This is a genomic window from Robertmurraya kyonggiensis (genome assembly GCF_005116465.1).
Taxonomy (GTDB): domain Bacteria; phylum Bacillota; class Bacilli; order Bacillales; family Cytobacillaceae; genus Robertmurraya; species Robertmurraya kyonggiensis.
Genome location: NZ_SWBM01000005.1, coordinates 67,722 through 88,737 on the forward strand (window position 1 = coordinate 67,722; position 21,016 = coordinate 88,737).

General features: G+C 37.6%; 22 protein-coding genes and 1 other annotated feature. Of the genes, 17 read left to right on the top strand and 5 right to left on the bottom strand.

Annotated elements, in window-relative coordinates:
* Positions 1-68: 68 nt before the first annotated feature.
* Positions 69-1,034, bottom strand: a complete 966-nt coding sequence (locus FA727_RS17960; protein ID WP_136832923.1) for a nucleoside hydrolase — start codon at positions 1,032-1,034, stop codon at positions 69-71.
* 55 nt (positions 1,035-1,089) lie between these two features.
* Here FA727_RS17960 and FA727_RS17965 point away from each other — a divergent pair, with 55 nt between their 5' ends.
* Entirely contained in the window at positions 1,090-1,770 is a 681-nt protein-coding gene (locus FA727_RS17965) for an MBL fold metallo-hydrolase (protein ID WP_136832924.1), read from the top strand.
* A 100-nt stretch (positions 1,771-1,870) separates the two neighbouring features.
* Positions 1,871-2,233 carry a hypothetical protein gene (locus tag FA727_RS17970; RefSeq protein ID WP_136832925.1) on the top strand — a complete coding sequence of 121 codons (363 nt, stop codon included), beginning with the start codon at positions 1,871-1,873 and terminating at the stop codon, positions 2,231-2,233.
* Positions 2,234-2,418: 185 nt separating this feature from the next.
* Here the strand turns inward: FA727_RS17970 and FA727_RS17975 are convergent, their stop codons facing one another.
* Entirely contained in the window at positions 2,419-2,853 is a 435-nt protein-coding gene (locus FA727_RS17975; protein ID WP_136832926.1) for an Rrf2 family transcriptional regulator, read from the bottom strand.
* Between the two features lie 181 nt (positions 2,854-3,034).
* Here FA727_RS17975 and FA727_RS17980 point away from each other — a divergent pair, with 181 nt between their 5' ends.
* The 13 genes from FA727_RS17980 to FA727_RS18030 all read left to right on the top strand — a co-directional run bounded on the left by FA727_RS17980 (position 3,035) and on the right by FA727_RS18030 (position 16,268).
* The gene (locus FA727_RS17980; RefSeq protein ID WP_136832927.1) at positions 3,035-3,901 is read left to right on the top strand and encodes an SDR family oxidoreductase; all 867 of its coding nucleotides are present in this window, start codon (positions 3,035-3,037) and stop codon (positions 3,899-3,901) included.
* 188 nt (positions 3,902-4,089) lie between these two features.
* Positions 4,090-4,611 carry a GrpB family protein gene (locus FA727_RS17985; protein ID WP_136832928.1) on the top strand — a complete coding sequence of 174 codons (522 nt, stop codon included), beginning with the start codon at positions 4,090-4,092 and terminating at the stop codon, positions 4,609-4,611.
* A 61-nt stretch (positions 4,612-4,672) separates the two neighbouring features.
* On the top strand, positions 4,673-4,840 hold the full coding sequence (locus tag FA727_RS24455) for a hypothetical protein (RefSeq protein ID WP_170209285.1): 168 nt from the start codon (positions 4,673-4,675) through the stop codon (positions 4,838-4,840).
* A gap of 204 nt (positions 4,841-5,044) precedes the next feature.
* Positions 5,045-7,282 (top strand): ATP-binding cassette domain-containing protein, encoded by a 2,238-nt coding sequence (locus tag FA727_RS17990; RefSeq protein ID WP_136832929.1) that lies wholly within the window; start codon positions 5,045-5,047, stop codon positions 7,280-7,282.
* Between the two features lie 118 nt (positions 7,283-7,400).
* A complete protein-coding gene (locus tag FA727_RS17995) occupies positions 7,401-7,961 on the top strand; it encodes a GNAT family N-acetyltransferase (RefSeq protein WP_246041954.1) in 561 nt (186 codons plus the stop codon).
* A gap of 72 nt (positions 7,962-8,033) precedes the next feature.
* Positions 8,034-8,242 (top strand) — a binding site (T-box leader).
* A 48-nt stretch (positions 8,243-8,290) separates the two neighbouring features.
* A complete protein-coding gene (gene tyrS, locus FA727_RS18000) occupies positions 8,291-9,538 on the top strand; it encodes a tyrosine--tRNA ligase (RefSeq protein WP_136832930.1) in 1,248 nt (415 codons plus the stop codon).
* Between the two features lie 21 nt (positions 9,539-9,559).
* On the top strand, positions 9,560-10,810 hold the full coding sequence (locus FA727_RS18005; protein WP_136832931.1) for an MFS transporter: 1,251 nt from the start codon (positions 9,560-9,562) through the stop codon (positions 10,808-10,810).
* Positions 10,811-10,932: 122 nt separating this feature from the next.
* On the top strand, positions 10,933-11,703 hold the full coding sequence (locus tag FA727_RS18010; protein ID WP_194138547.1) for a class I SAM-dependent methyltransferase: 771 nt from the start codon (positions 10,933-10,935) through the stop codon (positions 11,701-11,703).
* Positions 11,704-11,732: 29 nt separating this feature from the next.
* Positions 11,733-12,974: an MFS transporter gene (locus FA727_RS18015; protein ID WP_136832932.1), complete on the top strand. Its 1,242-nt coding sequence runs from the start codon at positions 11,733-11,735 to the stop codon at positions 12,972-12,974.
* A gap of 71 nt (positions 12,975-13,045) precedes the next feature.
* A complete protein-coding gene (locus tag FA727_RS18020; RefSeq protein WP_126405393.1) occupies positions 13,046-13,495 on the top strand; it encodes a MarR family winged helix-turn-helix transcriptional regulator in 450 nt (149 codons plus the stop codon).
* A gap of 79 nt (positions 13,496-13,574) precedes the next feature.
* Complete coding sequence (locus FA727_RS18025; protein WP_136832933.1) at positions 13,575-14,441, top strand: permease; 867 nt, start codon at positions 13,575-13,577, stop codon at positions 14,439-14,441.
* A 15-nt stretch (positions 14,442-14,456) separates the two neighbouring features.
* Complete coding sequence (locus tag FA727_RS24980) at positions 14,457-14,579, top strand: hypothetical protein (protein WP_281280915.1); 123 nt, start codon at positions 14,457-14,459, stop codon at positions 14,577-14,579.
* Between the two features lie 87 nt (positions 14,580-14,666).
* On the top strand, positions 14,667-16,268 hold the full coding sequence (locus FA727_RS18030; RefSeq protein WP_158318910.1) for a coiled-coil domain-containing protein: 1,602 nt from the start codon (positions 14,667-14,669) through the stop codon (positions 16,266-16,268).
* Positions 16,269-16,327: 59 nt separating this feature from the next.
* On the opposite strand, the gene FA727_RS18035 is transcribed toward FA727_RS18030, so the two are convergent.
* Positions 16,328-16,519, bottom strand: coding sequence for a hypothetical protein (locus FA727_RS18035; RefSeq protein WP_136832935.1), 192 nt, complete (start codon positions 16,517-16,519; stop codon positions 16,328-16,330).
* A gap of 243 nt (positions 16,520-16,762) precedes the next feature.
* Here FA727_RS18035 and FA727_RS18040 point away from each other — a divergent pair, with 243 nt between their 5' ends.
* Both FA727_RS18040 and FA727_RS18045 read left to right on the top strand, forming a co-directional pair.
* Positions 16,763-17,491, top strand: coding sequence for an SGNH/GDSL hydrolase family protein (locus FA727_RS18040; protein ID WP_136832936.1), 729 nt, complete (start codon positions 16,763-16,765; stop codon positions 17,489-17,491).
* Positions 17,492-17,558: 67 nt separating this feature from the next.
* Positions 17,559-18,047 (top strand): arsinothricin resistance N-acetyltransferase ArsN1 family A, encoded by a 489-nt coding sequence (locus FA727_RS18045; RefSeq protein WP_136832937.1) that lies wholly within the window; start codon positions 17,559-17,561, stop codon positions 18,045-18,047.
* A gap of 40 nt (positions 18,048-18,087) precedes the next feature.
* On the opposite strand, the gene FA727_RS18050 is transcribed toward FA727_RS18045, so the two are convergent.
* A complete protein-coding gene (locus tag FA727_RS18050; RefSeq protein ID WP_136832938.1) occupies positions 18,088-19,695 on the bottom strand; it encodes a glycoside hydrolase family 43 protein in 1,608 nt (535 codons plus the stop codon).
* Positions 19,696-19,741: 46 nt separating this feature from the next.
* Positions 19,742-20,929 (bottom strand): ROK family transcriptional regulator, encoded by a 1,188-nt coding sequence (locus FA727_RS18055; RefSeq protein ID WP_136832939.1) that lies wholly within the window; start codon positions 20,927-20,929, stop codon positions 19,742-19,744.
* Positions 20,930-21,016: the final 87 nt, after the last annotated feature.

Sequence of the window (21,016 nt, forward strand, 5' to 3'; positions counted from 1 at the left end):
TCAGGCAGGGTCGTTCTTAAATATGATGCTCAATCTTCTAAAATAGATCAAGGAGAGATTACTCCCTCCTAATCTAATATCAACATGACGTTTAAAAATTCCTCGACGAACTTCTCATAGTCTAGTTTCACGGCAATTCTCGTTTTTCCTTTTGGACTGGTGGGTCTAATATCGATAAAGGACATACCTTTTGCTTCACTGTCCCCGTTGATCACCTTAGGATCATAATAAACATACTCCACGATGGTAGGATTGGCTACAATCATCACCGTTAAAAGATCGTGTATGGGCGCACCTTGAATATTAGGGATGTTTTTTTGGTAAGCATTATAGTAAAACTCGAAGATAGGTGAAAGTAATGCCCCAAAGGGAGTATTTCCTTCTTGTGTTAAGCGCTGAACCATTTCAGAAGTGAGAAGCGCGTATTGGGTCACATTAAGAGGAGTTATTGTTAAATTATGTGCATGTGTTAGTACGTAGTTCGTAGCTGTAGGATCTCCATAAAAATTCGCTTCTGCTAATGCGGTGACGTTTCCAGGTACAAAAAAGGCTCCTCCCATTAGATAAAATGCTTTTACTTTTTTTATTTCTTCATTAAAAAGTATCAATGCGGTCGCTAAGCTTGTTGAACGGCCTGTATCAACAATAACGATTTCATTTGGATAGCGATTTATGATGGTTCTAATGGTTTCAAAAGAGTGAACCTGATATTGCAGGTCGCCTGGTGGTCGGATCGGTCCCATCCCTTCCGCTCCATGGATTTCTGGATAGTAGATATTCGATGCCTCTTCTTGCTCAACTGGATTTGCAGCACCAGGAATAATGGGAATCTGGGTTTGATTAGCGAGCTGAAGTAAATAATACGCATTTGCTGTTGCCTGTTCTTTTGAAACATTTCCGTAGCTTGTGACAATGCCAACAAGCTCAATGTTCGGATTTAGAAGAGCGTAAATAATCGCCAATGAATCGTCTATACCCGGATCTGCAAAAAGCAGAATTTTTTCCGTCAATTCAATCCCTCCTAAGTCAGTCATTACAAGTTTATGATTTAAATGAAGTAAAATGCTTGAAAAAGGAGTTGAAATCAATATGGAAAAATATTTCAAAAAAATAACGGATCATGTCTATGGGTTTTTGCTTTGGGATGAGTCTTGGAATTCGTTCAATAACTGCTATGTGTTAGTTGAAGGGGATGAAGTCACCTTGATTGATTCTGGAAAGGAAGAGCATTTTGAACATCTTTCAGGAGAAATGAAGAAAATTGGTATTGAAAATATTACTAGATTCGTAGCGACGCATGGACACAGGGATCATATTGGAGGAGTGCGATTCCTTGAAAATGTTGAAGGATATATTCACGAAAAAGATTTACAGTTGGTACCTGAGGAACTCAGGGGAAAATTCAATACGAATCTTAGAGAAGTAGACAATCTCGAGCATGTACTCCTAGGTCATCATACAAAAGGTTCTGTGGCCCTTTACCACAAAAAAGATAAGGTATTGTTTTGTGGAGACCATATTTGTTTCTTTGGGGAACCAATAAATGGTCAGGTTGTTGAAGATGGAGATGTAACTGGAGAAAAGTTTAAAAAATTCGTTTCGGAATGGTCTCAAAATGAAGAAATGAGAAAAAAGCGCGATTTTGATTCATTTATCAAGGGATTAAAAGCAATGAACCAATTTGAAATAGAATATTTGTGCACAGGACATGGAGTGGTTTTAAAAGGCGGGATTAATAGATATATTTCAGAATTGATTACATTTGAATAAGTGGTTACAGCCTCAAAAAACATTTATTCTTCTGAAGAAAATAGCTCTAAGAATGAATAGGAGGATTGATTTATATATTTATGGTGAGTGAGAAAGTCCATTGAAAATACGTAATAAAAATGGATTGGGCTATTTGTTATTTTTGATGACGATTATGATGGTGGGAAGTAGTAATCAAGACGCCTCTGTTCCAAATTTGTATGCTCCTGATCTTCTTTCTGATGAAAATGGAAAATATTCGATTTATGTAGCAGGAACTGAAATTTCTTATGATGATTTCGAGCGAGAAGGGATTAACACGAATAAAATTGCATTCATTAGAAATGAATCCATCGATAGTCATCCAGTATTTGAATTTGAAAAGGAACCAGCTTATGCCGTTTTTGATACTAAGGGGGTCGTTTTTAAAACATATGAAATTGATGAACTCATTAATTTTTTGCTTGAAGAGTTAGATGAATGAAAGTTTTCGAAATGAAAAAGAAAGGGACTAGGGAGGGGGGAAAAGTGTCTGATAAGGAAAGAGATAAATCAAAGGCTGTCTTGTCAATATTATATCGTTCATCATTTTAATAGGATTCATTTTGATAGTAAGATTTTGTTCCTATAAGATAGGCTCCTTAACCATGTAACGGAGCCTATCATAAGTTATTTCTGCTTCTCTTTTTCCACAATAGCCTCAAAGATGTCTTCGATCGTGACGCTTCCAAGTACCTTTTCCATAGCGAGTTGTGCGATCGATAGTATGGGAATAATTGTTTCTTGGATATTTCGTCCAACCAAACATTTGGGATTTGGATTTTCGTGCACGCTAAATAGTTCATTTTCCGGAACAACATTTACTGCTTTATACACATCTAACAATGTGATTTCGGATAATTTTTTTGCAAGATTTGCCCCAGCGATCCCTGGATGCACTTCAACTAATTCTGCCTTTTTTAGCATCCCGATAATTTTTCTGATAAGGGCAGGATTCGTGTTGACACTTTCAGCCAAATATTCAGATGAGCTCACCCCATCTTTATTGAACTCAATCAATGTTAATATATGAACACCTACAGCAAATCGGCTGCTAATGGACATGATAAATCACCAACTTTTTTCCATGTAATTAGTATGGTTACAACTATTATTATACTCAAAAAGAATACCAAAACGATAAAAAGTTTGGATTACTTGACATAGTACTTGATTGTAATTAATATAGTTACATGTAACCGTATTGATTACAACTATAATGAGGTTTTGGGAGGAGAAATAGTTCATGAAATGGTTAGTGACAGGGGCTACAGGGAAATTAGGAAGTAAAATCGTTGAGAAGTTATTAGAAACCGTACCAGCAACGCAATTAGCAGTAAGTGTACGAAATCCTGAGAAGGCAGAAGGCTTACGCGCACGTGGTGTTGAGGTTCGTCATGGTGATTTCGATCACACAGAAACATTGGATACGGCATTTGCAGGAATTGATCGTTTGCTTATTATTTCTGCAGACGGAGATAATGAAACGAGAATTCGTCAGCACGGCAATGCAGTAGCAGCAGCCAAACGTGCAGGGGTAGGATTCATTGCTTATACAAGCATTACGAATGCACAAGAAAGTACAAACTTCATGGCACCAACTCATAAGGCAACAGAGAAAGCGATTTTAAATTCGGGCATTCCTTATTCTTTCCTACGTAACAACTGGTATCTTGAGAATGAAATCTCTAGTATTCAAGGAGTTTTAGCTGGAGCACCATGGGTGACTTCTGCAGGAAAGGGGAAAGTTGGTTGGGCGTTGCAGCAGGATTATGCAGAAGCTGCGGCAGCAGTTCTTTCAGGAGAGGGCCATGAAAATACCGTTTATGAACTGTCTGGTCCACTATTAGCACAAGAAGAGCTAGCCTCGATACTTGGAGAAGTATTGGGCAAAGAGGTATCTGTTCAACAAGTTGATGACGCTACCTATAGTGAGATCATAAAAGGAGCAGGATTACCAGATTTTGTGGTCACAATGATTGTGAACATTCAAAAGGATATCCGTGAAGGAACATTGGAAATTGTAAGCAATGATTTTGAAAAAGTTCTCGGACGTCAAGTTACATCAATCAAAGAAGGACTTATGCAAATCGTGAATGGTTTTACCAATTAATGAGAAGTCATCAGCTAATTGTGAACGAAGAGGAAGCGGCTGAAGATGGGGATTTGATTTTATAAATGGGAAGGCTCGAGGACGCTTGTGAGTGGAATCGAGCCTTTTTATATGTTAAAGAATCGTGCTTTAATGGAAGGAGGATTAAAGTCTTTTCTAGCGAAGTAAAAGAGGGAGGAGGTGCTGCTTTGAGAAAGGTTGAAGTCAGTTCTTATGACGAGAAATGGGCTGTGCTTTTTGCAGAAGAAGCAGATAAACTAAAACTTGTATTTGAAAATGAAATGGTCGCAATCCATCATATTGGTAGTACGGCCGTACCAGGGTTAAAAGCCAAGCCTATTATAGACATCATGCCTGTGGTTAAAGATATTTCTCTCGTTGATAAATATAATGAAGAGATGCAAAATATAGGATATGAATCGAAGGGTGAGAATGGAATATCAGGACGCAGGTATTTTCAAAAGGGTGGGGACAATCGGACTCATCATGTTCATGTCTATCAAGTTGGAAGTACTGAAATAGAACGGCATTTAGCATTTCGGGACTATTTCCTAAATCATCCGCATGAAAGGAAAAGTTATGGTGCGCTCAAAGAGAAATTGGCAGAGCAATTTCCTTATGATATTGAATCCTACATAAATGGTAAGGATGCATTTGTTAAAGAAATAGAATTGAAAGCGCTAGAGTGGGCTAAGGAAAATCAAGAATGATTTTTCTCATGTTCACGTTTGATTTTTATGAAAATTGTAAAAAATGGTGAGGTGAGAATAAATGAATGGTTTGCTATATGGATTATATGCGGTAATTCTAGCGATCGTTTCCATATACACAGGGGAAATCATAACGTTTATTATGCTTGGAGTTATCTTGATCAGTCTACAAAATATACATAATACTTTGAAGGAAATACTAAAAGTAAATAAGGAAAATAGAAACTAACGAACTGGCGATTCTTCAATGAGAGGGGTCGCCCATTTATCGGTTGGGGGTAATTAATTTCAAGTCTTTTTGAGGAGTGATAGAGTAATTTGGTTGATTCTAAGTAAATTAGATTCGAAAAAATGATATTTGGATGGATTTTCTGGGAACTTATGAGCCACATTAGCCGTACAAAAGGTTGAAGATTTTTTAAGGAGGACTTGAATGAAACAACAATTTATCGAGCTAGTCAATGCAAGAGAAAACAACCTCAAGAATGTCAATTTGCAAATTCCCAAAGGAAAGATTACTGTTTTCACAGGCGTATCTGGTTCAGGAAAGTCATCTATTGTGTTTGACACGATTGCCCAAGAAGCAGGACGTCAATTAAATGAAACTTACAGTAATTTTACGAGACTCTTTCTTCCAAAATATAGTCGCCCCGACATTGATGAAATCCAAAATCTTTCAACAGCAATTGTCGTGGACCAGAAACGCTTAGGTGGAAATGCCCGCTCGACATTAGGGACAATCTCGGATATTCTCCCATTGTTCCGAGTACTTTTTTCACGATTTGCAATACCACATCTCGGATACAGCAATGCGTATTCCTTTAATGATCCAAGTGGGATGTGCCCAGTTTGTGAGGGGATTGGCAAGGTTATCACATTAAATGTGGATGCAGCAATCGATTGGAATAAATCGCTAAATGAAGGTGCCATTCTGTTACCAGGCTATTCTCCAGGAACCTATCAATGGAAATCATATGCGGAGACTGGGTTCTTTGATAATGATAAAAAAATTAAAGATTATTCAGAAGAAGAGCGCCAGAAATTATTATATGCGGAACCTGAAAAAGTTAAGATGAAGTCCTTTGGAGATTTTAATGCTACCTATGAAGGCATAGTTGTTCGATTCATGCGCCAAAACATTAATAGAGAAAAGGAAGTTTCAAAGAAGGCGATGAAACAATTAGAGGAGTTCACAACGAATACGATATGCCATTCTTGTGAGGGCAAACGTTATAATGACAACGTCCTTTCTTCTAAAATTCACGATTATTCTATTTATGATGTCACAGCATTGCAGTTAAACGAATTAATTGATGTGTTGAAAACATGGGAAGTGCCAGACGCTAAGCCTGTCATTGATAGTATTATTGAACGCCTAACGAATCTATGTGAAATCGGCCTAGGATATATGAGTTTAGATCGTGAAACAGCGACTTTATCTGGTGGCGAGTCACAGCGTGTGAAAATGGTGAAATACCTTTCGAGTAACCTCACTGGTCTTCTCTATATTTTTGATGAGCCAAGTACCGGGCTACATCCACGAGATGTCTATCGGTTAAATGATTTGCTCGTGAAAATGAGAGATAAGGGAAACACCGTTCTTGTTGTGGAGCATGACCCGGATGTTATTCAAATTGCCGATCATATCGTTGATGTTGGACCACTTGCAGGGAGCAATGGCGGTAATATTATGTATAGTGGAGATTATTCTAGTTTACTGCAAACCGATACTTTAACTGCTCGATTTTTAAACAAACATTCACCTATTAATACGAATCCACGAACTGTTACAGAATTCTATGAAAGTCGGAAAAGCTCATTACATAATTTAAAGAATGTTAGTCTTCGCGTTCCAAAAGGCGTATTCACTGTTGTGACAGGAGTGGCTGGTTCAGGGAAAAGTACACTTGTGAACGAAGTATTTGCGAAGGATTTTCCTGACGCCTTACAAATTGATCAGAATCCTATTCATACAACAAGTCGTTCAAATGCCGCTACGTTTTTAGGAATTATGAATGGGATTCGAAAAGCGTTTGCGGATGCAAATGGAGTAGATGCTGGGCTATTCAGCTATAATTCAAAAGGAGCTTGCCCAACCTGTGGTGGAACTGGAACCGTTGAACTGAATTTATCCTTCATGGATAAGATGGAAACGGAATGTAGTGAATGCCAAGGAAATCGTTATCGACAGGACGTGCTGGAGTATTTATATAAAGGGAAAAATATAGTCGAAGTTATGGATATGACTGTACAAGAGGCCCTAGACTTTTTTGAAACAAAGGATATCAAAGCTAAATTGAAAAGTCTAGAAATGGTTGGACTTTCTTATCTTACAATTGGTCAGCCATTATCCACATTATCAGGTGGAGAATGCCAGCGTCTGAAGTTAGCGAAGGAGTTAAAAGCAGGCGGACATATATATATTCTTGATGAGCCAACAACAGGGTTACATTTGTCCGATATATCAAATATTCTTCATATTATTAATGAGATGGTCGAAAAGGGGAATACGGTCATCGTGATTGAACACAATGTAGAGGTCATTCGTCAAAGTGATTGGATCATTGATATTGGTCCTCAAGGTGGTTCAGAAGGTGGAAAGATTCTTTATGAAGGTCCACCAGCAGAGATTAAGCAATGTGAACAGTCGATAACAGCGAAATATATCTAATCAGCATATTGAAATTAAAGGGTAGCGTTAATTCTTTGGAGGATTAACGCTATTTTTGTGGAATTAAATGGAGATGTGTATTGAAAAAAGAAAAATATTCAAAAAAGGATGATTTGCTGTGACAATCGAGATTGAAATATTTCCTATACTGGAAACGAATAGACTAGTATTAAGAAAAGTAACAAAAGACGATGCTGAAGATATTTTGAAGTACCTTTCTGATGAAGAGGTCATGAAATATTATGGATTAGATCCTTTTGAAACAATTGAGGATGTAATGGACGAGATCTCATGGTACCAATCCATATTTGAAAACAAAACGGGCATCCGGTGGGGAATTAGTTTAAAAGAGCAGGGAAAAATGATTGGCAGCTGTGGTTTTCATAACAGGGTTTCTCAGCATTCTCGCACGGAAATTGGCTTCGAACTTAGTCAAGAATATTGGGGGCAAGGAATCGCGGGCGAGGCAATTGGCGCGATCCTTCAGTATAGCTTTGAACATATGGACTTGAATCGCATCGAAGCGTTAATTGAACCGCCAAATCTTCCATCACAAAAGCTTGTTGAAAAACAAGGGTTTGTGAGAGAAGGGCTATTACGCCAATACGAGTACACAAGTGGGAAATTTGATGATTTGTATATGTACTCGATGTTGAAGCAAGATTTTGAAAGTAGATAAAACTAATAGGCCATGGAATATTTTATTTGAAATTTCTGCAATACAAAGTTATGATATATAGAAATATTTTGAAAATAAGTGATGACAGGAAACAGTAGTAACTTATCTCCCTGTTTTAGAGAGCTGATGGTAGGTGTGAATCAGTACAAAGATAAGTGCGAATTACCTCCTTGAGCTTTCTTTACGAACATTTAGTAGTAAAGAACGGACGAACCGTTATTCGTTATGAGTGGAAGAGAAATCTTCAATAAGGGTGGTACCGCGTAAACCACGTCCCTTTTTTAGGGGCGTGGTTTTTTATATTTTTCCGATAATGGGAGGCGAACATTTTGGCGAACTTTTTAGAACAATTGACGAGTGAGCAAGTGGCAGAAGTTGAGAGACAATTTGAGATTTATAACAATGGAGTAGCAGAAATTATTCCTGAAATTGAACTCAAGAATAAGATCGCAAGGTTATTATTAAAACAACAGCCTTTAAAAGTAAAGCTAGGACTAGATCCATCTGCTCCGGATGTTCATTTAGGGCACACTGTAGTGTTAAATAAATTGAAGCAGTTTCAGGAAAACGGACACATCATCCAACTTATCATTGGAGATTTTACTGGTAAAATAGGTGACCCAACTGGAAAGGCAACGGTGAGAAAGCAACTTACGAATGAAGAGGTCATTCATAATGCGAAAACATATTTCGAACAATTTAGTAAAGTATTAGATATGGAAAAAGTAGAGCTATATTACAATTCAAAATGGCTCAGTGAGCTTAATCTGGAAGAGATTATAAAATTGTCATCAAGTATTACAGTAGCGCGGTTACTTGAGCGAAATGATTTTTCAGAGAGATACGCTACAGGAAAACCAATTTCATTACATGAATTTTTCTACCCCTTAATGCAAGGCTATGATTCTGTTGAACTCGAAAGTGATATAGAACTTGGCGGAACAGATCAGCATTTTAACGTGTTGATGGGAAGACATTTGCAAGAACATTTTGGAAAAGAGAAGCAAGTCGTTGTATTACTTCCGTTGCTTGAGGGGCTTGATGGCGTTGAAAAGATGTCTAAATCAAAGAATAATTATATTGGTGTAGATGATGCTCCAAATGATATGTATGGAAAAACAATGTCGATAACCGATGAATTAATTCCGAAGTATTTTGATCTGGTTACGGATTTATCATTAGCAGAAAAGAGTCGAATCAAAGAAGAGCTTAAGCAAGGGAATTTACATCCAAGAGATGCAAAAATGCTTCTTGCTAGAACAATCGTAAGCATTTACCACAATGCACTTGAGGCTGAAAAAGCAGAAGAAGCCTTTAAGGCTGTGTTTCAAAGAGGTTCACTGCCGGATGAAATTCCAGTTGTAACATGGAAAGGGGATAAAAAATTTCCTATAGTAGATCTACTTGTAGAATTAGGATTACAAACATCAAAAACGGAAGCACGAAAAATGATCCAAAATGGTGGGGTACGGATTAATGAAGCGAAGGTTAATGACATATATCTTCAAGTAGATACATCAGAAGAACCGATTATTCAAGTTGGTAAAAGGAAGTTCGTTAAGCTTGAAACAAAGTAACGGATACAATTAGGAGGGCATATGGGGAAACTACATTATAGCTGGATCATATTATTCTTGACCTTCTTTTCGGTCATCGTGGCAGGGATTGTACGGTCTTCATCGGGCGTGTTCGTGATTCCTTTTGAAGAGGAATTTCACTGGGATCGCTCGATGATTTCGCTTGCTTTCGGGTTGAGCCTGTTCATCTATGGTTTCTCAGGACCGTTTATGGGAGCCATCGTCCAATCCGTCGGAATCAAAAAAATGATGCTCATCTCCATGGGGACACTAATGATAAGCTTGATCCTCTCGCTATTGATGACGGAGCCATGGCAGTTAATCTTGATATGGGGTGTGCTCAATGGTCTTGGTTCGAGCTTTTTTCTCACGGTTCTTAGTCCTCTTATTGCCAATACTTGGTTTGTAAAAAGAAGAGGCTTGGCCGTAGGGATTCTCACTGCAAGTACGGCAACCGGCCAGTTACTTTTACTGCCTTTGCTTGCCTATGTCATTGAAGTTTCTAATTGGAAAAATGCGATTATCATTATTTTAATTCTTAGTATGGTCATGTTCATACTGATCTGGAGTTTTATGAAGGATTCGCCTAAAAAGATTGGGCTAAATCCTTATGGAGCCGCAGAGGAACTACCTTCAGAACCGCCGAATCATACTAAAATTAATCCGTTCAAATCGGCTATCGAGACTCTTTTTTATGCCTTTAAATATAAAGAGTTCTGGCTGTTAGCAGGAAGCTTCTTTATATGCGGACTTTCTACGAATGGATTAATCGGTACTCATTTTGTATCATTATGCGTTTCCTTTGGGATTGTAGCTGTTACGGCTGCATCATTTTTATCGATCATGGGGGTCTTTGACTTAGTCGGGACAACGGCATCCGGTTGGCTGTCTGACCGTATTGATAATCGATGGCTACTCTTTTGGTATTATGCATTAAGAGGCTTATCATTGTTGTTATTGCCTTATGCTCTCCAACAAGGTTCGCTTACCCTGCTGATGATTTTTACCGTTTTTTACGGTTTGGATTGGATTGCGACAGTACCTCCAACAATTAACATTGCAAGGAATGTCTTTGGATTAGAAAAAAGCGTTATTATTTATGGTTGGATTTTTGCTGCACACCAAGTGGGAGCCGCAGTAGCAGCATACGGAGGAGGCGTCATTTTTGAGCGTTACGACACCTACTCCTACGCCTTTATAGGAGCTGGAATCTTCTGTTTTCTGGCAAGTCTATTTGTCATCATCATTCGAAAAGAACATGCGGAAAATTAATTGAAGCTGCTGATGAGCAGCTTATTTTTTTTGAATAAGACAGTAACCCTATATCCTTATTTTTATCTTTTGTTTTCAGAAATTTATGATAAAATAACTTAAACTTAATTTAGGAGACAAACATGAATATTGATAATACAGAAGAATACAATGACCCGATTCTATATGATCAAGAAAATGACCACTACAGAACAGAGCTGCCGTTGTTATTGAAGTGGGTATCCAAAAAGCAGGGCCCAATCATTGATTTGGCATGTGGCACTGGTAGAATTACAATTCCTATGGCTAAAAGTGGCCATGAACTTGTAGGAGTAGACGTACATAAAGGAATGTTGGATGAAGCGAAACAAAAGTCAATGGACCTCAATTTGCCTATTCGATGGGTGGAGCAAGACTGTACAAAACTAGATTTAGATATAAAGTCTCCATTGATTTTTTCAGTGGGCAACTCGTTTCAACACTTTCTTACCATTGAAGAGCAAGATGCATTTTTAGCCTCTGTTCACAAGCATTTTGAAATGGATGGTGTCTTCATTTTTGGGACGAGGTTTCCTACGGGGGATGAATTGTTGCAACCAAGTACAGAAGAATATTGGAAAAGTTATACGGATAGTGAAACTGGCCATACAGCAGATGAGTATACGATTAGTAACTACGATTCCCTAAAGCAAATTCAACATTATACAACTATCCGAAAATATAAGAATACGGATGGAGAGATAGTCGATGAGGTAAGCACCAACATCAGTCTAAGATATGTATTTCCAAAAGAGATGGAGAGAATTTTGTCGGGAAGTGGATTTGAAATTGTTCACTTGTATGGGGATTGGAATGAATCCTCGATAACGAATGCTAGTCATGAAATGATATACGTGTGTAGGAAAAAAAGATAAGGTTAAAAGTAAAGAATCGAGGAATTAAAATGAACCGTTCTTTTTATGCTTTATTAGTGAGCCAATGCTCTACGAATTTTGGATTTTCCTTGTATACGATGGTTGTTGTGTTGCATCTCTATGACGAAACTGGCTCTACTACATTAGCAGCATTAGTTACGTTGGTAAGTATATTCTTTCGCATGATGAGTAGTTTGACTTTACCGATCCTTTCGGAAAAATTTAAACCCACTCATATATTAAGGTTTTCACAGATTACTCAATTGGTATTTCTGACAATCTTGTTATTACTATTTCTTCAAGAGCTAACTTCCTCGCTTATTTTTATCATTTTCATCGTATTAGCGGTTATTTCTTTTTTTAATGGGATCTTTGCACCGATAAAATCATCCATTGTAAAAGTGGTTGTGCCAGAAGAATCACGTGTGAAAGCCAATAGTCTTCTTTCAAGCGTTGATCAAACGTTTTTATTTGCTGGCTGGACATTTGGTGGAGTACTAATCGCTTTTCTCGGCAAGCAGCAAACCCTTTATATTACCTGTGGTTTAATTTTGATTTCGATCATCAGCCTATCACTAGTAAAAGTTGATCAATCTACCGATATTCAGGCGCAAAGTGGTCTCGTAGAACGTTTAACCATGGGATGGAAGTATCTTTTTAACCATAAAGGGCTTAAAGTTCTGATCATGATGGACCTCATGGAAGCGTGGGTGGGTATGATTTGGATTGGGGCTGTTACGTTAACATATGTGGAGGATGCACTAGGTAAAGGGGAGACCTGGTGGGGATATATTAATGGTGGATACAACTTAGGAACGATTGTAGGAGGCATTTTAGTTTTTCGCTTCTCAAAAATCTTTCAAGGACGGTTAACCACTTTTATGTTAATCGGGTCGGCGGCATTCGGTCTTTTGACTTTTGCATATGGTTTCGTTTCTAGCCCAATTTTGGCATTACTATTGGTCGTATTAATGGGCCCGTCCTATCAAATGAGGGACTTAGCCCAAGAAACGTTATATCAAAGCAGTACAGATGAAGCCACTTTAACAAAAATACTGGCAGCCAAATCAACATTAATTCAGCTTGTTTCGCTCGTTTCAATTCTTGGCATTGGTGCATTAACAGATCTCCTTGGCGTACGATTGATTTATATATTTTCAGGCTGCATAATGATTTTGTCTTCTGTATATGGATTTATTAATCTCCAACTGCGAGGAAAAGGGATTTTGATGGAAAGTGAAAGTGCAAAAGGTGCAAGATTAGAAAGATGATAGGCATCTTTCTAAAATAAATAGTTGCATTTTGCAATTTTATTTGTATAATAAAGTCAGAGGTGGAAAAAATGGAAAATTTACGTGAATTGTTTCAAGTGATGACACGCCGTTTTGGCTTTCTAAATAAGAATTGCTGTACTACTGGAGGGACTGAGATTTCCCTAGTTCAAAGTCATATTCTTTATGAGATTGACCATCAGCATAATCCTTCGATGCAGCAGATTGCCGATACGTTAGGAATTGATATTACAACATTTAGTCGCCAAGTTCAGTCATTAGTGAAGATGAATTTAGTGAAGAAAACTCCAGATGCAGAGGATCGAAGAATTCAAATTCTTTCCTTAACTACAGAAGGTAAGTATGTTGCTACGACGATTGATGAACAAATGAATCTCTTCTTAAATGATGTATTTTCTCATATGAATGATTTTGAAAAAGAAACGGTTATTCGCTCTATTAAGCTTTTAAATAATGCTATGGCAAAATCAAGTATGTGCTGTGGGAATATCCAGGGGTAAATTTCCCCTTATTTGATATAGTTGCAAATTACAAATAATAAATAGTTGCGAAATACAACTATTAGAGGAGGGCTACGAAATGTTCTATCAGGTTTTCCGTGATTTTTTATCAATTGCTTTAGAATTAACCGTTTTGTTTATTGGGATTTCCTTTCTTGTAAGTCTACTGCAAGGATTGGTTCCTTACGAAAAACTCAACAAATTCTTATCGGGTAAAAACACATTTATCGGGGTGGTGGCTGCAATTGGATTTGCTTTTATTACCCCATTTTGTTCCTGCTCGACGATTCCAGTTGTTGTGAATCTCTTAAACAAGAATGTTCGCTTTGGGATTGTGATGGTCTTTTTATTCGCATCACCAGTGTTAGATCCGACAATTATCACGTTGATGGCAGCTTTACTAGGAATCAAAGTTGCGGTCGTTTATACAATTGTAACTACCGTTCTTTCAATCGTCATTGGTTTAGGACTTGAAAAACTTGGCTTCGCGAAGGCAGTAAAGAAAGTCAAAATGACAGGATTCACGGAACAAGAAATAAAATTCAGCTTCAAAAGTGCTTTTAAAGAAACGATTGGCTTGATGAAAACTGTTTATCCGTTTTTGTTAATTGGGGCAGGGATTGGCTCACTTATCCATGGGGTTGTACCGACAGAATGGATTACATCCTATCTGGGTGATGACAAATGGTGGTTAGTACCGATTGCCGCCATTATCGGTATCCCTTTGTATGTACGTTTATCAACAATGATTCCTTTATCGCAGATTTTGATTGCAAAAGGGATGGCCTTTCCACCAGTAATGGCTTTGATGATTGCTTCAACTGGAGCTAGCTTACCAGAAGTAACTTTACTAAACTCGATTTTTCAAAAACGGTTGGTGTCCGCGTTTGTTGTATCAGTTGTATTAATGGCTTCAATTTCTGGGTTTCTATTTTATCTGATTTAAAGGAGGTGAGAAAAAATGGCGTGGTTCAAAAAAAACGATGACAAAACTTGCTGTGATGTAAAGTTTGAAGAAGTCAAAGATGAGAGTTGCTGCAATGAGAAAAATGATGGAGAGAAAGATGCTTGCTGTGCAGGGTAATTGATATGGATGTGAAATATTTTTATAAAAATAAGTAATTCATTCTGAATTGAGGTTGGGTATTTAACAGATGCCCAACCTTTTTTGTTGGGATTTCATACGATACATAAACGAGAGAAAACCGGCCATATATATTTTTCTAAGGAGAGAGGTAAGTTGCCCTGGTATAATTCCTGTATCGTTTATCCCTTAACGTGTACAAACCGAGAAGAACTAGGTATTAGTTCAAATCAAAAGATATTTATTTTTAATAAAACAGAAGAAATGAAGAAAGAGTTTGAAAAAGCATTTAGTGAGTTCACTGAGCAAAATAGTCAGCTGGAAAAACAGATGGTGCGTCTACAAGGTAGACTTCGGCGGTTTAAGGAGAGGGTCAACGAATCATTTAAGATACAAAGTATGGAGCAAAAGAAGAACTTAAATGAATTGCGCTTTGAGATAGATGAGCTACAGAAAAAGCTTTATGATTCGATGAAAGCCGAGAGCGTTGCCCGTGGGAAGTATGAGAGTCGATTGGAGAGTAGGGTTGCGCAAATAAAAGAAAAGTTAATGGATTCCCTGAACATGCAAAACGAAGAACAGAAGACAAATATAGGTAAGTTGCAAACACAGATTGAGAATTTACTAGCATCTCTAAACAAACTAGATGCTGAGCGAGAGAAGAATGTGAATCAGCTGCATAGTCGGATAGAGGAAATACAAGATGAATTTCGTGATGCGCTGCACATACAAAGTATCGAAAATGAAAAAGTGGTTAACCAGTTGGATAGTAAGATTGAGGAAGTAACAGTTTTGCTTAACGTTCAAAATAGAGAGCATGAGGAAAAAGTAAGCGACCTTCTAAATAAAATGAAAGAGTTGCAGGAAAGTATAACTGCTTCCCTGAATGTACAAAACAAGGAGCAAGCGGAAAGATCTGCCGAATTGCATAGTAAAATTGAGATAGTACAAGAAGTCTTAATAGACTTGCTTAACGCTCAAAACCAGGAGCAAGAGGGAAAAGTAGAAGAATTGACTAGTAGCCTTGAAGAGGCACAGAATAACTTTACGGACTTGCTGAACTCGCAGAGTAAAGAACAAGAAGATAGGGTTAACGAATTGCATAGCAAAATTGAAGAAGTGCAGGAAAGTGTAACGGACGCTCTGAACACACAGAATACGGAACTAGTGAATCGGACTAATGAATTGCAAAACAGAATTGAAGAAGTGCAAGAGAAAGTGACGGACGCACTTAGTGCTCAAAACCAAGAGCAAGAGGAGAAAGTAACTCAATTGCATAGTGAGATTGAAGAGTTACAGGGAAGTGTAACGGAGTCACTGAACAGCCAAAACAAGGTACAAGAAGTGAATTTAAACAGATTGGGCAATAAGGTTGAAGAAATCAAGGATGAACTCCGCAACTCCTTGAACGTTCAAAATGAAGAACAAGAGCAAGCTGTAAGCAGATTGCATAGCAAGATTGAGGAATTACAGGAGAAAATCGACGAGTTATTAAATGCACAAAATCCCTTGATTCAAGAGCTACAAAAGTTAAAACCTAATTATCCAGTTAATCAAATTATAATTAAGGGAGTACCAATACAGGTTACAGAGTTCATTTCCATGACTTCTGACTATGTGGTTTATTTTAAAGAAAATGAAACTATAAAGATGATTGATGCTAATAAAATTGATGGGATTAAGTTTTAACATATACAAAATTGAAAGGGAGCAGAAGATCTTTTGGATAATCTTCTGCTCTTTCTTAGTTAAGCAGTTAAATCTAAACCATCAATACTGCTGACGTTAAACACTAGAAGTCCCTGTGGACTATTGAAATAGGCTAGTCCATTATTAACGATGACAAAGTTTGTAGTATCTTGGAAAGTACCATCTACACAAACTCGATCCACAGGGTAACCTGGAGGTAATGATGCAAGGATATCGCTTGCTGCACTCATGCTATCGCCTCCTCTCTTAAAAAATTCCTCATTAATCAAGAGGTAATATAGAGTATTCTTTTTCATAAATATCGGTTTGGACAAGTATCGGAATGTTTCTCCCCAATATTGCTGATTTTTTCTTCAAAAATGTGGCGAATTCAACAGTTTAAGGAGCGGATTTTTGATGAAGTTAGGTTCAAAGAATTGTATTCAAACAGTTTACTTTGTTATATTTATATCGAATCTTGAGGAGGGTTGGATATGAAAATAATATGCTTTGGAGATAGTCTAACTCGAGGCGTATCTTTTGTTAAAGGTCGTTTGAAAATTTTAAAGAACAATTATCCAAAAGTCTTGCAAGAGTTATTTCTAAATAACAATAAAGGTCAATATGATGAAGACATCCAAATTATGAATAAAGGCGTTTTTAATGACAACTCTGATTTACTTATTTCTAGATTGGATCGTGACGTCATTCAAGAAAAACCTAATTATGTCATCATTGAAATCGGTGGGAATGATTGTGACTTTGCCTGGGCGGAGGTAGCAAAAAATCCGACAGATTTACATGAAGCAACCGTTCCTGTTGAACGATATATAAACAATCTGAAATCCATCGTGATAAAAATTAAAGAAGCGGGAATCACTCCAATCCTATCAACTTTGCCACCATTGGACCCTGTTCGATATTATGAACGAATCACGGAGAATTTTAGCTCACAAGTAAGTGACTGGATCTGCAAAGTTGGAGGAATTGAACACTGGCATAGTAGTTACAATCGTGCACTCAAGAAATTGGCGGAAGAATTAGATGTTATGAGTATTGACGTAAGAAGTGCCATTAAGTGGGCTGGTGACTTTAAAGATTTAATCAGTGATGATGGGATACATTTAACGGAAATTGGCTATAAAGTTTTTGCAGAAGAGATTTTTCAAAAGTTAAGTAGGATTTTGGAAAATGATGTACGAATTAATATGGATCAGATATAAATTAATGAAAAAGCATTTAGTACCAACGCATTGAAGGGTTGTTTAGTAGGGGAAGGAGTGTAGAGAAATGTTTATTCGAGAGGCAAGCTTTGAAGATCTAGAGGAGATCAAGAACATTTATAACGAAGGAATTGAAGACAGAATTGCAACGCTAGAAACGGAAACCAAGGATCTTGCTTACATGGAAGAGTGGTTCCAAAACCATTCAGAACGCTATAAAGTTATAGTTGCGGAAGAGGAAAGCCAAATTCTCGGGTGGGCATCCTTAAACCCATACAATAACAGATGTGCTTATGCAGGTGTTGGAGATCTTTCTGTTTATATTAAGAGAAGTGCAAGAGGGAAAGGAATAGGGAGCCAACTATTGACTTCGCTTGATAAGGCTGCACGTGCAAACGGCTTCCATAAAATCGTTCTTTTCACATTTCCTTTTAATGAGTCGGGACAAAAACTTTATCTTAAACAAGGATATCGCCAGGTTGGAATTTTTCAGAATCAAGGTGTGCTAGAAGGAAAGTTTGTTGATGTGATGGCGATGGAGAAGTTATTAAACTAAGGAGACCAGGCATTTGTGCCTGGTCTCATCTTTAAAACTACTATTTTTCTTTATAAATGAAGTAATCAAAATCAGCGTGCTTGTTTTGCCCAGATGTATCCTGGCATTGCATGCCAACAAAAGCTCCTGTGAAAAATCCCCCGCCTTGAATATAGTCATCGGATAGTTTATAGGATTCGAATTCAATCGGAATCGTATTCCAATCTTCACCATCAAAGGAATAGGAGTACTGATAAACGTTTGTCTTAATCTCGACACGTAAGTAAGCGTATTCATTATTGTCTGGAATGATAATTTCTTTTCCCTTCAAAGGTTGAGCAAAGACAAAATTATCGCAAGTGACAAGCTCTAGAATTCTTCCTTTTGTTTCGTGCCAGGTAATTTGTAGAGATGTCCAATTTTGCGTATTGTAATAGTTTACTAATCCGGCAGATTGTTGGAATGTATCTGGATGAAAAGATACTTTCGTTTCTGCTTTAAAATTAAAGTGCTGCCAACGTCTCGCTACAAATGCTTGTGTAAACTTAGATGTTAAGGACTCTTTTCCATAAAGTCTTAAGTGACCTGGATTGTCTGAAAGAGATGCAATGTTTTCTGATAATGGAATACGAAGTGATTGGAAATGAAGGTTTAACGTTGATGCGTCAAAATCATCTTTCTCAGGGTAATCCCTTTCCCATTTTACTTCTTCTATATTTGGACCAGACACCTCTAACGACGGACGATTTCCTCCGACGACATATGGCCAATCATTTTTCCACTCCAAACGCTGAATAGCAGTTTCTCTTCCAAGTGGACAAAAGCCTCTAGGATCTAATAATGGATGACCATCACGTGGTAATGGTCTACTTGTTAGATGAACCAAAAACCATTCGTCTGTGTGTGTATGCACAATGGATGAGTGACCTGCTTTTTGCAATGGAATTCTTGGATGAGCGAACGAGCTAATCAGTGGATTCTCTGGATGCACTTCATATGGACCACGTAAATTTTCGGAGCGAGCAATGGTTGATTGGTGATCATACTTTGTTCCACCCTCAGCTGTTAATAAATAGTAATACCCATTTATCTTATATAAATGAGGTGCTTCTGTAAGCATAATATCGGTTCCTTTAAAAATGACCTCAGGTTTCCCGACCAATTTTTGTTGCTCGACACTAAATTCCTGTAGAACGATTCCATAAAAATTATGATGTCCAACTCTGTGGTCCCAGAGCATATTTACAAAATATTTCTTACCATCCTCATCATGAAACAGCGATGGATCAAAGCCGGAGCTATTAAGGTGAATTGGTTCAGACCATTCACCGTCAATGGTGTCACAAGTGACAAGATAATTATGACAATCTTTCCACTGGCCCTCCGTTACTTTAACATCCGTATAAATTAACCAAAACTTGTCATCGTGGTAGGACAATGCAGGAGCCCAAATACCACCTGAATCAGGATTACCCATCATATTCAATTGACTGACCCGATTGAGGGGGCGTGCTACTAGCCTCCAATTTTTAAGGTCCTTTGAATGGTAAATCCCTACACCAGGGAACCATTCAAAGGTTGAAACTGCAATGTAGTAATCTTCTCCTGCTCGACAAATGCTTGGATCCGGATTAAAGCCTGTTAAAATTGGATTCTGAATCGTTGCCATGTTTCTCCACCTCTTGAAATAAATTTTTATATTGAAAATTTAAAACTCACAGTGCTTGAGAAAACTTTTGCAGATCACTATTGAAAAAATTCTCCACGACAAAGGCTGTAATTCCTAAAGCTGCAGAATGAGTGGATAGTTCGGAAAAATTAATTTCTAAATCTCTTTGCTGAAACCATAGTGTTCGTGCAAGCATTCTTTTTTCTAACGCATGCTTTAACCAGCCTTCAGCAGACGCCATGCGATTTCCAATAATGATTTGCTCAGGGTTAAAAATATTGATAATATTATTAATCCCAACGGCAAGGTATTCCCCGATGTGTTCGAATTGTTGGATCGCTAGTTCATCACCCGACTCTGCAAGTTCCAATAAATTATCTAGTTCTGCTGAAGAGTCCAATAGGCCAGAGTGTTTGGCGTTTTTAACAAGTGCTTGTTCAGAAGCATAAAGTTCCCAACATCCCATATTTCCACAGCTGCATTTTGCTCCATTGATCTCAATTGTCATATGGCCGATCTCACCGGAAAAACCGTTATTCCCTCGATAAAGTTGATTGTTCAAAATAAGACCAGCACCAATTCCAATTCCAACGCTTACATATACGATGTTTTTGGCTTCTTTTCCTGCTCCGAATAATTTTTCTCCATAGGCACCTGCATTGGCTTCGTTCTCAATGATAATTGGAACGTTATATTTTTCCTTAAGAATCGATTTGAGGTCAACATTTTGCCAGTTAAGATTAGGGGCTAATAAGATTTTTCCACTTTTGCTAACAGTACCTGGTACCCCAATTCCAATTCCAACAATTCCGTAAGGACTTTCTGGTGTTAGAGAAATAAGACTGTCAATCATGTCGAATAATTTCTTCTTAATGTCCTCATAGGACAAGTTATTAAATTTTATGATTTTCTCTTGGGTAATGTTTCCTTGAAGGTCAGTCACGATTCCAAGCAGATAGTTAACTCCTAAATCAAGCCCGATGGAGTATCCTGCTACTTGATTAAAGAGGAGCATAACGGGTCTTCTTCCACCGCTAGATTCACCTGGACCAGATTCGTAAATTAATTGTTCTTCTAATAGCTCACTGACAAGAGAAGAGACGGTTCCCTTATTTAAGCCCGTTTTTTGTGCGATATCTGCTCTTGAAATAGGGGAGAGCTGGATAATCGTTTTTAGAACCAATGCTTTGTTTTCCTGTTTAACAACATGCTGGTTCCATGTTTTGTGATTCATAAGCCGTTCAACTCTTTCTATAAAATTTGTTCTATTATAACACTTAATAATTTCATTATACACTTAGTTTATCCACTAGACAAACGA